The sequence below is a fragment of the Neobacillus vireti genome (assembly GCF_001026695.1).
GTDB lineage: Bacteria > Bacillota > Bacilli > Bacillales > Cytobacillaceae > Neobacillus > Neobacillus vireti.
Genome location: NZ_LDNB01000010.1, coordinates 35,720 through 48,753, shown reverse-complemented (window position 1 = coordinate 48,753; position 13,034 = coordinate 35,720). Strand labels below are relative to the sequence as shown.

14 protein-coding genes are annotated in these 13,034 nt (G+C 40.8%); 9 read left to right on the top strand and 5 right to left on the bottom strand.

The genetic code is table 11. The features are described 5' to 3' along the window. Positions 1-69 precede the first annotated feature (69 nt). Positions 70-585 (bottom strand): DoxX family membrane protein, encoded by a 516-nt coding sequence (locus AA980_RS10845; protein WP_024026348.1) that lies wholly within the window; start codon positions 583-585, stop codon positions 70-72. A gap of 314 nt (positions 586-899) precedes the next feature. Here AA980_RS10845 and AA980_RS10840 point away from each other — a divergent pair, with 314 nt between their 5' ends. Beyond that, positions 900-3,134 carry a sensor domain-containing protein gene (locus AA980_RS10840; protein ID WP_024026349.1) on the top strand — a complete coding sequence of 745 codons (2,235 nt, stop codon included), beginning with the start codon at positions 900-902 and terminating at the stop codon, positions 3,132-3,134. 25 nt (positions 3,135-3,159) lie between these two features. Here the strand turns inward: AA980_RS10840 and AA980_RS10835 are convergent, their stop codons facing one another. The 3 genes from AA980_RS10835 to liaG all read right to left on the bottom strand — a co-directional run bounded on the left by AA980_RS10835 (position 3,160) and on the right by liaG (position 6,049). Beyond that, the gene (locus AA980_RS10835; RefSeq protein WP_024026350.1) at positions 3,160-4,521 is read right to left on the bottom strand and encodes an MATE family efflux transporter; all 1,362 of its coding nucleotides are present in this window, start codon (positions 4,519-4,521) and stop codon (positions 3,160-3,162) included. Positions 4,522-4,638: 117 nt separating this feature from the next. Further along, the gene (locus AA980_RS10830; RefSeq protein ID WP_024026351.1) at positions 4,639-5,028 is read right to left on the bottom strand and encodes a hypothetical protein; all 390 of its coding nucleotides are present in this window, start codon (positions 5,026-5,028) and stop codon (positions 4,639-4,641) included. A gap of 142 nt (positions 5,029-5,170) precedes the next feature. After that, on the bottom strand, positions 5,171-6,049 hold the full coding sequence (gene liaG / locus AA980_RS10825) for a LiaG family protein (RefSeq protein ID WP_024026352.1): 879 nt from the start codon (positions 6,047-6,049) through the stop codon (positions 5,171-5,173). Positions 6,050-6,253: 204 nt separating this feature from the next. Between liaG and AA980_RS10820 the strand changes: the two genes are divergently transcribed. The 7 genes from AA980_RS10820 (at position 6,254) to AA980_RS10790 (ending at position 11,587) form a co-directional block, all read left to right on the top strand. Then, positions 6,254-6,589 (top strand): rhodanese-like domain-containing protein, encoded by a 336-nt coding sequence (locus AA980_RS10820; protein WP_024026353.1) that lies wholly within the window; start codon positions 6,254-6,256, stop codon positions 6,587-6,589. 15 nt (positions 6,590-6,604) lie between these two features. Next, entirely contained in the window at positions 6,605-7,573 is a 969-nt protein-coding gene (locus tag AA980_RS10815; protein WP_024026354.1) for a bile acid:sodium symporter family protein, read from the top strand. Positions 7,574-7,593: 20 nt separating this feature from the next. Then, a complete protein-coding gene (locus AA980_RS10810; RefSeq protein WP_024026355.1) occupies positions 7,594-8,910 on the top strand; it encodes a purine/pyrimidine permease in 1,317 nt (438 codons plus the stop codon). A 75-nt stretch (positions 8,911-8,985) separates the two neighbouring features. Beyond that, positions 8,986-9,921: a dipeptidase gene (locus tag AA980_RS10805; RefSeq protein ID WP_024026356.1), complete on the top strand. Its 936-nt coding sequence runs from the start codon at positions 8,986-8,988 to the stop codon at positions 9,919-9,921. After that, positions 9,918-10,946 carry a DmpA family aminopeptidase gene (locus tag AA980_RS10800; protein ID WP_024026357.1) on the top strand — a complete coding sequence of 343 codons (1,029 nt, stop codon included), beginning with the start codon at positions 9,918-9,920 and terminating at the stop codon, positions 10,944-10,946. Before AA980_RS10805 ends, AA980_RS10800 begins: the two co-directional genes overlap by 4 nt. Positions 10,947-10,951: 5 nt before the next feature. After that, positions 10,952-11,182 (top strand): excisionase family DNA-binding protein, encoded by a 231-nt coding sequence (locus AA980_RS10795; RefSeq protein WP_024026358.1) that lies wholly within the window; start codon positions 10,952-10,954, stop codon positions 11,180-11,182. A 36-nt stretch (positions 11,183-11,218) separates the two neighbouring features. Further along, the gene (locus tag AA980_RS10790; RefSeq protein ID WP_024026359.1) at positions 11,219-11,587 is read left to right on the top strand and encodes a DUF488 domain-containing protein; all 369 of its coding nucleotides are present in this window, start codon (positions 11,219-11,221) and stop codon (positions 11,585-11,587) included. Positions 11,588-11,662: 75 nt separating this feature from the next. On the opposite strand, the gene trhA is transcribed toward AA980_RS10790, so the two are convergent. Next, positions 11,663-12,310, bottom strand: a complete 648-nt coding sequence (gene trhA, locus AA980_RS10785; RefSeq protein WP_024026360.1) for a PAQR family membrane homeostasis protein TrhA — start codon at positions 12,308-12,310, stop codon at positions 11,663-11,665. Positions 12,311-12,442: 132 nt separating this feature from the next. On the opposite strand from trhA, the gene AA980_RS10780 reads away from it, so the two are divergent. Further along, positions 12,443-13,033 (top strand): DUF1836 domain-containing protein, encoded by a 591-nt coding sequence (locus AA980_RS10780; RefSeq protein WP_024026361.1) that lies wholly within the window; start codon positions 12,443-12,445, stop codon positions 13,031-13,033. Position 13,034: the final 1 nt, after the last annotated feature.

Genomic DNA, 13,034 nt, shown 5'->3' with positions numbered 1-13,034 from the left:
ATTAAGAGTTCCTCTTATTTGCCGAAAAAAAGACGATTCGGGCTTCCGAATCGTCTTTTTGTTTGGTCGTTATGCTGCTGCTTTAGGTTTTTTATGACCGACATGTTTTTTGCCAATGTTTCTGATGTAAGGAACGATCCATCTGTCTAAACCAATTCTTCCTGCATTATAACCAGCTGTTAAGATGATAAAGCCTAAGAAAATGTCTGTAGGGTTGTGAGATACAGTACCTGCTAGGAAGAAGCTAAAGTTCATCACTAAGCCAAAGAACATAGCCGCTGTCGTTAGACAGCCTAAGAGTAAACCTAAGCCAATTAATAGTTCACCCCAAGGGACGATGAAGTTAAAGATATCAACATTCGGTAGTGCAAAGTTTTTTAAGAATTCCACATACCAGCCGTAGACTACTGCGCCGTCTGGTCCTTTAACAGGGTTAGCCGTTACTCCCTTTAAGAATCCTGCAGCGTCAAAGCCTCCTGTTATTTTGTGTAAACCAGCTGTGAACCAAGAATATCCGAGGTATAAACGAATGACTGTTAGGATGACTGCTGAAATTTTATTCTCTCTTAATAATTTGTTAAACATGTTCCATTCCGCCTTTCCTTTTTTTATTTGTTTCTTTCTACTTCCAATATATTGGATTTCCACATAAAAAACATGGCAATAGTGATAAGTTCAAAGTTTGTTCGAAACTTTTTGACAAAATAATGAACAGCTCCCAAAAATCCTCTATATCAGGTGGGATATTCCACTGATAAAAACCAACAAGTCCTACATCCACAATATATGGGTAGGTGTGTAATCACTTCTAATTTTATAAAACTATTATTGTTAAATAAGTGAATTTTTGTTACTTTAAAGATGACTCATACTTTTTATGGCGTAGGGAGAAAACAAACATGGGAACCCGCAAAAAAGTAAATGAAAGACTTCTTTGGTTGCTAATATTTTGTTTGCTATGCAGTGTAGTGCTACTAGATGTGGTTATATCAAGCTTTTTTCCATCGATTACGTTCATTAAGTATATTTCCCTAATCATTCTTATCGGAACGCTACCTTATCTTATTCGCACTTTAAACAAGGAGCGAGAAATAAGTGAAGAGCATCGGGAAAATAAACTTAAATTGAAAAATATTTTTGATACACTAGATGTCGCCATTTGGTCGCATGATTTAAAGTCAGATAAGTTGTTAATTACTCCAGGGATTGAAAAGTTATATGGCTATTCATATAAGGATTTTTATAACGATTTTGACCTCTGGAAAAAAGTGATCTATCCAGATGATTTATATATAGTTCAAGCTAGAGAAAAAAAATTCGCTGCTGGGGAAACGGTCACAAGTGAATACCGGATCATTCGTCCCGATGGGGAAGTGCGCTGGATTCAGGACAGGGGGTTTCCAACGTTAGATAAACGGGGAAATTTTGTTGATTTTAATAGTGTCTTGTTTGATATTACCGATCGCAAGGAAAGTGAAGACCGCTATCGCAGCTTAGTAGAAATGTCCCCAGACATCATCGCCGTCGTAGGCAGCAAAAAAGTAGAATATATGAATGAAGCCGGCTGGAAATTAGTGGGGGCAACCAGCCCTGATGAAGTCATTGGCGAGTCTGCATTGAAATTTGCTTCTTCGCAAATTATTGAGACGATAAAAAGTAAAGTTGGTCGAATGGATAATCGTGAACCAGAAAGAGTAAGATTTGAATTTCAGGCAAAACGGCTTGATGGAGAGACGATTGATGTGGAAATGGCCGCTACGTCCATATTTTATGAGGGCAGGTTTGCCGTTCAAGTAGTCGGCAGGGACATTACCGAGCGCAAGAAAACAGAGAAAACGATTCAAAATATGGCCTACTTTGATTCATTGACAGGCTTGCCAAATCGCAATAGGTTTAGACACCACTTGAACGAAGCATTAAAACAACAAGCTGACCAAATGCTCGCTGTCTTATTTTTAGACTTGGATCGTTTTAAGATTATTAACGATACAAAAGGTCATTCAGTTGGGGATGTCGTTCTCCAAAAGGTTGCGAATAGATTGGAATTGGCAGTTCAAACTGGAGGGTTTGTCTCTAGACAGGGCGGAGATGAATTTATTATTTTGCTCGAGGACATCGACAAAGAGAAAACAACCAAGCTAGCCAAGCAGATTCTGAATGAATTCTCTTATCCATTAGAAGTAAATAATCAGGAGTTTTACGTCACTCCAAGTATTGGAATCAGCATTTTCCCTATTGATGGGATGGATGAGGAAACGTTAATAAAAAATGCCGATACTGCGATGTACCAAGCAAAAGAAAGAGGAAATAGCTTTTGTTTCTATTCCTCGAATTTGAATGGGATATCGATTCGGAAAATGGAGCTGGAAAACGGCTTAAGAAAAGCGTTGGAGCAGAACCAGCTGATGCTTTATTATCAGCCGCAGGTGTGCTTGGCAACAGGGAAATTAGTGGGGATAGAAGCATTAATTCGTTGGCAGCATCCTGAACTTGGCTTTATTGCCCCTTCTGAATTTATCCCGCTGGCAGAGGAAACTGGGTTGATTGTTCCAATTGGTAAATGGGTTTTGCAGGAAGCTTGCAAACAAAGAAAAGCATGGGAGAATGCAGGATTTCATAATTTTCCAATCGCCGTTAATGTTTCAGTTCGTCAATTTGAGGATGATTACTTTGTCGAGTATATTTCCAATCTTTTAGCTGAAGTCGGACTAGAAGCAAACCACTTAGAACTGGAAATTACCGAAAGTATTATGCAGAACCTTGAGAATTCAATGATTATTTTAAATCAATTGAAAGAGCTGGGCGTCCTGCTTTCGATTGACGATTTTGGGACAGGTTATTCTTCGTTAAGTTATTTATTGCACCTCCCGATTGATAAAATCAAAATTGATAAGTCGTTTGTCGATGATATTCTTTACCATTCAAACCAGGGAATAATGGTGAAAACCATAATTGATATGGGGCTAAACCTAAACTTTGCCGTTATTGCAGAAGGAATCGAGACAGATGAACAGCTTTCCTTCTTAAAGAAAAATGACTGCAGAACTGGTCAAGGATATTTATTTAGCAGACCTATTCCAGCTGAGCAAATGGATGAGTACCTCTTCAATCGCAAAAGTGGAATCCCTATATAACCGGGATTCCACTTTTTTTTAATAATTAACGTAAAGCAAGACCCTTCACTTTTTTCCTCCGCTCCCAAGGTTTCGTGAGCCAGCGTCTCAAGGCAAAGCAGCCTCGGAGCCATTCGTCGGTACCTTGTGCAAGCCATATTCCTAACAGTCCTAAGCCATAATGAACGCCAAGCAAGTAGCTAAGCGAAACAGCGACACCCCACATCGAGATGATTCCAATTATAACGGGGAATCGAACATCGCCAGCTGACTTTAACGAACTCATCAAGACAATATTCATCGCTCTGCCCGGTTCAACAAACACAATTGCCCATAATACAGGCAAACCAATAGCAATTATCATGGGGTCCATCGTAAAGGTCTCTAAAATAGGCGAGCCGATTAAGGCGATCATAAATGATGTAACTAACGAGGCGACCATGGCAATCTTTAATGTACGAATGCCGCGCTGAAGTGCCCGGCTGAACTGGCTGCCGCCAATATAACGGGCTACTAGCAATTGCGTGCCTTGAGCAATCGCTAGTGTGAATAAATAACAGAGCATGTTAATGTTTAAAATATACACGCGCGCTGCAAGGGAAGCAGTGCCCATCGAAACGACAAAGCTTGTTATCACGAGCTGTGACAATTGATAGGATAGATTTTCACCCGCTGAAGGAATTCCAATTGCAAGCAGCTCTTTCAAATCCTCTCTTTTTGCTTTAAAAATATCACTGATTGTTAGTTTCAAAGCAAGCCTGTTGTACACGAGGTAGACGAGCGCACATACTGCATAGGCACGCGCCGCAACAATAGCCCACGAAACACCGGTTACCCCTGTAATAGGTAAGCCAAAAACTCCCGAAATAGCGATGATATTTCCACCAGCGCTGATCAGGTCCATGACCACGGTCACGACCATTGATTCCTTTGTAAACCCATGACTGCGCAGAACGGCACTTAACGCCAGTGAAATCGATTCGAAAAAGAGGGAGATACCGCAAATACGGACAAATGTAAGTCCATAATCAAATACTTTTCCTTGGATGTCGAAAAGACGTAACAACTGCTCTCCAAAGAGGAAGACGGTGATGGACACAATAATACCAACCCAAAAATTTAAACCAAATACAGAGCGGGATAACTGTCTTGCATTTTTCAGACGTCCTGCTCCAAGGTTTTGGCTGATTAATACCGTTGCGCCAATCGAAGTTACGGTGAAAACTAAAATAAATATATTTAAAAGCTGATTTGCAACTCCTACTCCTGCAGCGGCAGCGTCCGAGTAGTGACTTAACATAAATGTAGCAATGATGCCCATACCCATATGAAGAGCCAGCTCAATAAAGAGCGGCCAAGAGATACTGAAAAGGGATTGTTCTTGATACTTATTAGTCAGATTTTCCAAAGGTAATACACCTATTTTCTATTAACTTATTAAGATACCATTTTACGCTTAAATTAATAAAAAAAAAATAGAAAATAATCACCTATGAAAACAAACAGGATCATCTGCTAACCTCGTTCATACTCCCCATTTCATTGCAATGGTTAAGGAGCAGCAATTTACTGATTGGTTTTGGCCGGTATCAGTTGATAATATAAAATTCACCCCAGTAGGAGAAAACTGGGTTGTTACAGGGACTTTTAGGCCAATGGATTTAATCATCCTGTCGACCTCGGCATTTTTCCCTTGCTGGGCGGCAGTCATCATGTTATGGGCAAAAGCTAAATTGCCCAATCTGTCTAGCAAAATACTTCCTTGTTCCATTAATAATCGAAACGATTTGACTGAGCTGGCAAATATTTTTGTATCCACTGGCGGGTAAGTACGGGGTATTTGATAGTTAATCAGATATGTCGGGTAGGATGGAATATGTGGATAGTTTGAATAATGAAATGGGTGTTGATACATGTGACCACTCTCCTTCCATACGAAACTTAATCCGTTTTTGCGGCAGGCACTATACGTTATGAATTTTTATGAGTAATGGTTACTTGTCATTTTTTAATAAAAGAGGGCGCTTGGAGATGGGAATCCATGCGCCCTCTTTAAATTAATGAATTCTGATGTTGCCGCTTGAGACATCCAGCTCGATTTGATACTTACCTGAGCCGTGCGTACCTTTAATTGATTTCTTGTTTAGGTTCTTTGTTGTTAATGGGAAATCGCAGGAGACATTTCCGCTGCTCACATGCCCGTTTAAAGTGAAATCAGCCTTATCCGGTAAGTCAAGTTCGGCATTCCCGGAACTTACATCCATTTCAATGGAATCAATTAACTTATCCAGTTGAATATTAAGCCTTCCTGAGGATACTTCCGCTTTAATTGCCCCGGTATAATGCTGAATATTAAGATTGCCAGAGGCAATATCAAAAGTGCCCGTTTTCGTTATTAATGAATCGATATCCACATTCCCTGAACCGCCACCATGGTCAAATTGCTTCACGTTCAGGTTTTTGAGTTTCATGTTGCCAGATCCAATATGGACTGTTAATTCATCCAAGTTCACCGGCTTGTTTTTTGACTCCCCGGAAAAATCGATATTCCCGGAGCCTAAATCGATGGACATGTTTCGCTGATAATCTTTCGGAATGTAGATTGTCAGCTTACTCTTTTCGGAAAAGGCGCTCCAGTCAAACCAATTAAAGCCCTTGCTTTTAAGTGTAATTTTGACTGTATCTCCATCTTCCTTAACCGTTAGCATTTGTTTTCCCGTATAAACAGCTTTCAAATCTTTTCTGTCTTCAGGAATTATGGTTGTATTTCCACTCGATACATCAATCGCAAGCATCTTGGTGTTTTTTGTTATGGCAGCCTGACCATTTGTATTGTTATTGCTGCTGCCTGTGCCAAACAGATTGAAATGAACGGACTGATTAAAGACAATATATAGCCCGGTAATGACCAAAAAAAGTATCAAAATTCTTTTCACTGTTTTCCATCCCCTTTTTCAACTATCTTCTATATTTATGATAAGAAATCCTTCGTTTTTCCTCAATGAACTAGGGATTTATTTATTCCTAAGGCTTGAGACGTATTTATCTACTCTAATTTATCGATTTCCGAAATATTTATATTAAGCCCATGATTTATTTGAAAAGAAATTATGGTATTCTTTGTAATGGAGGTGTGTGGAATGACAATTAGAAGAATTACACCGAGGGATCTCCATGAAAGGATGAAAGGTGGAGATAAACTAGTCCTTCTCGATGTTCGTGCCGAAGAGAAATACCATGAATTTCATATAGAGGAAAGTCGTAACATCCCTAAGACGACTATCTTTGGACTTAAAGATGACAGAGCAGATTCTCAGCTTCCCTTACCAAAAAGCGAGGAGATCATCGTTACCTGCACAACGGGAAATTCTGCTGCTAAATGTGCAGAAATTCTCGATAACCGCGATTATCAAGTAACTGTTTTAGACGGAGGTCTTACCGCTTGGAAGGCCTATATGAGTTCACTGAAGAACTAGAGGGAGAGGCAAAACATGCTGCAAAAGTTTAATAAACAACTAGAAAACATCATGCCTCTTATTACTCCCGTTAGTGTTGTGACGGGTGTACTGCTCAGTGCTTATCTGAAGGATTTCTCCTATTTAATTCCTTGGATTTTTGCCTTTATGACCTTTGCCGGTAGTCTAAGCTCCAATTTTCATTCAATAAAAGAAGTTATGGTACATCCATTTCCAATTTTCCTAGCGATGTTGATCTTACATGCCTTGATGCCGATTTGGGCCTGGGGCATCGGGCATATCGCTTTTTCTGGTGATGCTTACACGATTACCGGGCTCATTTTGGGAATGGTCATCCCAACTGGGGTCACGAGTTTCATTTGGGTATCCATCTATAGAGGAAACATACCGCTCGTCTTATCGGTTATTTTAATTGACACCCTGCTGTCGCCAATCCTTGTGCCGATCTCGCTTTCGCTATTTATCGGCCAACAAGTGGAAATGGATTTCCTGCATATTATGAAGGGTCTCCTGGGCATGGTCGTCATCCCTTCCCTGATTGGAATGTTATTAAATCAAGTAACAAAGGGGAAAATTAATCAACAATTAGGAACTCGTCTCGCTCCTTTTTCAAAAATCAGTATCGGCTTTGTTGTCATGCTTAACGGAGCGGTTGTTGCTCCCTATTTGAAACATATAAATATGAAACTTGTAAGTATTACGATGACCGTCTTTTTTATCGCCTTAACAGGGTACTTGTTTTCCTTTTTGTTGGGTCTGTTAATGAAAAGGGATCGAGATACAGTCGTCACACTGACCTTCTCAGGTGGTATGAGAAATATCAGTGCCGGTGCTGTACTTGCCGTCTCCTTTTTTCCGGCAGCAGTTGCCGTGCCGGTAGTTGTAGGCATGCTTTTTCAACAAGTCCTGGCCTCAACAAATGGACATTTTCTCGATCGCTACTTTAGTAAAAAAATAAAAAAACAGGAATCAGTATGTTTATAGAATAAGAAGGTGTTTAAAAAATGAATGACTTAACTAAAAAAGAAAGCGGCTTTTTGTCAGGGGTGCAGGGGATCCAGTGGGCAGTCTTTATGCTCACGAATATTATCGCGGTGCCTGTTGTTGTTGGAGCGGCCTTTCATATGTCGCCAGCAGAAATTTCGACCTTTATGCAGCGGATGCTCTTGGTCTCCGGCGCTGCCACATTAATACAAGTATTTATTGGTCATCGCATGCCTGTCGTCGAAGGAGCAGCCGGAATGTGGTGGGCCATCTTTATTCTCCTTGGAACGATGTGTGCTCCAGGAGAACAAGGGCTATTGCTGCAGCAATTAGAAATGGGCCTTATCATCGCAGGGATATTTCTTGCCATCCTAGGTTTTCTGCCGATTATTGAAAAAGTCCGCAATCTATTTACTCCAATTGTGACAGGTGTTTATTTAATCCTGCTGGTTGCCCAACTAAGCGGCTCCTTTTTCAAAAGTATTCTCGGCATCACCGCAACAAGCCAGTTAAATGGGAAAATCGCTGGAATTTGTTTAATTGAAATTGTCATTATCTTATTAATTTCCTTGAAAGCAAAAGGTATTTGGAAGAGCATGGGGCCACTTATTGGGATTGTTGTCGGCTGGTCGCTGTTCCATTTCTTCGGAGTCAATCATGTAGGAAAAATTTATGAGCCGCCAAGCTGGTTTGCAATACCGCAACTTTTAGAGTGGGGTTCACCTAAATTTGATGTCGGGATTGTGCTGACATCTATTATTACTTCGGTCGTTCTGATTTCGAACGTGATTGCCAGTATTTTAGTGGTTGGAATTGCCTTAGAAAAAGAAGTGAAGCCCAAACAGTATCAAAAGGGGATTTTTGGAAATGGCGTGAATTTATTTGTTTCCGGAATTTTTTCAGTTGTTGGAGTGGTTCCCTTGTCTGTCTCGGCTGGATTTATTACAACAACGGGAATTAAAAAGATGCGCCCGTTGATTATAGGTGCTGTATTAATTATGGCTGCGGGATTTTTCCCGAATATTGGCGGGTTTTTAGCTACGCTGCCATTGGAAGTTGCCTATGCTTCCTTGTTTATTCCCTTTTCGCAAATGATGGGCTTTGGCATTCGCGACCTTATGGGGCAGGAGCCGTCTGCTCGAAATTTATTGGTTATCGGACTTTCACTAATGGTCGGAATTGGGATGATGTTTTTGCCTCCTGATTCGTTTGGAAGTGTCGCTCCATGGCTTCGTAACATCTTCGCAAATGGATTGCTAGTAGGATTAATTTTCTGTTTATTGCTCGAACACGTGCTGTTTCGGGAAAAGAGACGTGTAGAAAGTACAAACAACTAGAGAATTGGGCTAGGGGAAATTTCCCCTGGCTCTTTTCCTTATGTTAAACTTTGAATAAAAAGGAGTCCACAGCCTATGAATATCATTGACCTTCATTGTGACGCATTGATGAAACTCCAAGAGGCAAAAGGGAGATTACGATTTGCAGATGCGCCTGAATTGCAAACAAATAAAACTCGATTACATAAGGGGAAAGTTAAGGTACAATGCTTTGCTATTTTCATTGAACCAGAAATTAAGGGCGATCAGAAATTTCAGGTTGCCCTCGAGCAAATCGATTATTTTTACAAAGAAGTGCTTGAGAAAAATCCAGATATGGTTCATATAAAAGAATGGTCTGATTTTGATCGGCTCAAAATTGGTCAGATTGGTGCGATGTTAACGCTTGAAGGCGTGGATGCGATTGGCAACGATTTAACAAAGCTGCATATTCTTTATCGGCTTGGTGTACGGTCTGTCGGTCTGACTTGGAATAATGCGAATCTGGCGGCGGACGGTGCTGGTGAACCACGAGGGGCCGGGCTTACCCTGTTTGGAAAAGAGATTGTCGAGTTTAATAACCAGCATCAGATCCTGACAGATGTCTCTCATTTAAGTGACAAGGGGATTTGGGAGGTCATTGAATTAGCCAAATACCCGATTGCCAGCCATTCCAATGCACGGGCGCTTTGCCATCATCCGCGTAACTTAACCGATGAACAGGCGAGAGCGATGTTTGCCAAAGGCGGATTGATTCATGTTGTTTACCATCCGCCGTTTATAAAAGAATCTGGAGAAGCGACGATTGCCGACCTTGTAAATCATATTGATCATTTTTGCTCATTAGGCGGGGTGAAGCAAATTGGCCTTGGTTCCGATTTTGACGGCATCTCAACGTTTGTCACGAATTTAGAGGACGCTTCAAAAAGTCAAAATCTCATTAATGAATTGTTAAAACACTTTAAAGAAGAAGAGGTAAGGGGTTTTGCCAGCCAAAATTTCCTTGATCTTCGGCCGGGGGTAGGGCGATGAAAGTTAGAGACGCTGGAATGACGATTGGGAAACTGCCAACCGGTGCTAAGAACTGCATTACGGATGTTGGGAGTGTCATGGTTGGTCATGTGACACTTGATTACTCTCTTGATAAGGAGGGAAAAGAGTATGCATGTACAGGGGTAACGGCAATTTTGCCTCATGGTGGTAATTTGTTTAAAGAGAAGGTAACAGCTGCAAGTTATGTGATCAATGGTTTTGGGAAAACAACGGGTCTCGTGCAGCTAAATGAATTAGGGGTGCTTGAATCGCCGATAATGTTAACCAATACATTTGGTGTTCCGGCTGTGACCCAGGGAACGTTAGAGTATATGCTGGCGGAAAGTCCCGAGATTGGCGAGACAACGGGTACCATCAATATTGTGGTTGGGGAATGCAACGACAGTTACTTGAATTCAATTCGTCTGTTCCCTGTTAAGCCGGAGCATGCTATTGAAGCAATTAAGATCGCCTCCTGTGATCAGGTTGCCGAGGGGGCTGTTGGAGCGGGAAAAGGGATGATTTGCTTCGGCTATAAAGGTGGAATTGGATTGTCATCTAGAATTGTTGAAGATTATACGGTTGGCTGCTTAGTTCTCAGCAATTTTGGCAAGAAAGAAGAACTTCAACGGCTGCGTTATTCGGCGGATGATGGATTGTCCGAAACCTCCGATGGCTCGATTATTATTGTCCTGGCAACCGATGCCCCGTTAAGTGACCGGCAATTACAGCGGGTTGCCAAACGATGCGGTATTGGACTTGGCCGAACGGGAAGCCATTTCAGCCATGGCAGCGGTGATATTGTCATTGCTTTTTCAACTGCGCAAAAAGTGGCACATTTTTCTGAGGAAATGGTGGAGACCCGGACACAGCTTCGTGAGGACCATCTAATAATGAACCAACTATTTACGGCTGCATCCGAAGCAGCAGAGGAAGCCATTCTAAATTCACTGTCTCAAGCAGCCACAACTAAAGGAAGATTGGGACGGATCGTAAACCATCTTAATTTTTACAAAGAGGAGTAGAAACATTGTATCTTACCATAAAAGAAACAGCAGAATACTTATCGGTTCCAGAGGCAACGGTCAAAAGCCTCATCCAACAAAAGAAAATTCGAGCTCTGTTTGATGGCAGCGAGTATTTAATTTATAAAGACCAATTCACGACCCACCTAAAACAAGTAGAAAAATACAAACACTTAATCGAAGAAATCCTTAGCGAACCAATCCCGGAAGATCTTGATATAAAGGACGAAGATTAAGTGCAGTAAAAAGTCCATAAAACGTGAGGCAATAATATGAAAAATATTTTCCTGAAAAGAGTCTATGAACCTGTTGACGAAGCGGACGGGCAGAGAATTTTAATTGACCGTCTCTGGCCGCGGGGAATATCGAAAGAGGAAGCTAGATTGACCTATTGGCTCAAGGAAGTAGCACCAAGCAGCGAGCTAAGAAAGTGGTTCGGACATCTGCCTGAGCGGTTCGAGGAATTCCAAAGCCGCTACCTTCAGGAGCTTCGTACAAATGAACGGCAATCCGTTGCTGTAGACCAAATTATTGAATGGTCTTTAAACAGGCCGGTGACACTGCTATATGGAGCTAAAGATCCAATACATAATCACGCACAGGTTCTAAAGGAAGAATTGATCTTTAGGATGGACGAATAGACGAAAGCAATAAGAGTACCAAAAGGAGGCTGAAAATTCAGCCTCCTTTTGGTACTAATTTGTAGGATCATGTATTTAAATAACGTATAGAAAAACACTTAGAAAATGCGCCAGGCTTCCCAGCAAAATAAAAATATGAAAAATCTCGTGAAAGCCCATGTGTTTTGATTGTAAAAACTTAGGCTTTGCCCCGTAAATGACCCCGCCGATGGTATAGAAGATTCCCCCAAGGATTAATAAAAACAAACCGACCGGGTTTAAACTACCGGTTAGCGGCGAGAAAACAAATACAATCATCCAGCCCATTGCTAAATACAAGGCAGTAGAAATCCAGCGCGGACAGTTAAACCAGACCATTTTAAAAACAATTCCGCTTAATGCCACCGCAGCAATAATCGAAAACAGAATCGCACCCGTTTTTCCGTTCAAGCTAATAAAACAAAAAGGCGTGTACGTACCGGCAATTAATACAAAAATCATCGAATGGTCAAGTCGTCTTAAAAAGGCTATCACCGTATCACGGGCAATGACCATGTGATAGGTGGCCGATGCCGAGTAAAGAAGAATCATGCTTACGCCGAAAATGATAACCGCTGTGATTGTTAAAGGTGAGGTTGTTGTCATGGCGGCCTTAATCACCATCGCAAGGAGTCCGACAAATGCCAAAATAGCTCCTGCTAAATGGGTCAATCCATTGATAGGTTCCCGAATATAATTGTTCATTTTAAAAGCCTCCCAGCGTAACATGTGGTTTTTATAACTACATATAATGATACTAACATATCTACATCTAGTCAACACCCAAATAGTTAGGTATAATAAAAAATATTACGTTAATGAACGGGGTTTTTTACGATGGAACATATCAATCAAATTATCAATTCGCTTGGCCTAGAAACGAGTTTAAACTTGGAGGAAATTCCAAATATTGATTTATATATGGACCAGGTGATTCAATTATTCGAAAATAAATTTAATGATACAAAGCGGAATGAGGATGAAAAAATCCTTACCAAAACGATGATTAATAACTATGCAAAAGGAAAGCTTATTTTTCCGATTCAAAATAAGAAATATTCGAAAGAGCATCTGATCTTAATGAGCTTGATTTACCAGCTTAAAGGGGCACTTTCCATCAATGATATTAAGGTAACCCTTGATGGGGTTAATAAGAAGATTATCAAAGAGGAGGTAAATTTAGATTCTTTCTATTCTAGTTATCTGAATCTAACTAGCCAAAATGTTGCGGACTTTAAAGGGGACATAGAGGAAAGAGTGAAGGACGTTAAAGAAGAAATTACTGAGAATGAAAAAGGAAATTCGCCCTATCTTGAGCAGGTGCTGATGATTTCTTCGCTTGTGCATATGAGTAATTTGTATCGAAAAGTGGCCGAAAAGCTTGTCGATGACATCGTTATTGAAAAGGAGGGAAAGCGTCAAAAGTGAT

Excerpts from the sequence above, each read along its gene's own strand:
- AA980_RS10845 (WP_024026348.1), bottom strand. The coding sequence starts at position 585 with ATGTTTAACAAATTATTAAGAGAGAATAAAATTTCAGCAGTCATCCTA.
- AA980_RS10840 (WP_024026349.1), top strand. The coding sequence starts at position 900 with ATGGGAACCCGCAAAAAAGTAAATGAAAGACTTCTTTGGTTGCTAATA.
- AA980_RS10830 (WP_024026351.1), bottom strand. The coding sequence starts at position 5,028 with ATGTATCAACACCCATTTCATTATTCAAACTATCCACATATTCCATCC.
- AA980_RS10820 (WP_024026353.1), top strand. The coding sequence starts at position 6,254 with ATGACAATTAGAAGAATTACACCGAGGGATCTCCATGAAAGGATGAAA.
- AA980_RS10815 (WP_024026354.1), top strand. The coding sequence starts at position 6,605 with ATGCTGCAAAAGTTTAATAAACAACTAGAAAACATCATGCCTCTTATT.
- AA980_RS10810 (WP_024026355.1), top strand. The coding sequence starts at position 7,594 with ATGAATGACTTAACTAAAAAAGAAAGCGGCTTTTTGTCAGGGGTGCAG.
- AA980_RS10805 (WP_024026356.1), top strand. The coding sequence starts at position 8,986 with ATGAATATCATTGACCTTCATTGTGACGCATTGATGAAACTCCAAGAG.
- AA980_RS10800 (WP_024026357.1), top strand. The coding sequence starts at position 9,918 with ATGAAAGTTAGAGACGCTGGAATGACGATTGGGAAACTGCCAACCGGT.
- AA980_RS10790 (WP_024026359.1), top strand. The coding sequence starts at position 11,219 with ATGAAAAATATTTTCCTGAAAAGAGTCTATGAACCTGTTGACGAAGCG.
- trhA (WP_024026360.1), bottom strand. The coding sequence starts at position 12,310 with ATGAACAATTATATTCGGGAACCTATCAATGGATTGACCCATTTAGCA.
- AA980_RS10780 (WP_024026361.1), top strand. The coding sequence starts at position 12,443 with ATGGAACATATCAATCAAATTATCAATTCGCTTGGCCTAGAAACGAGT.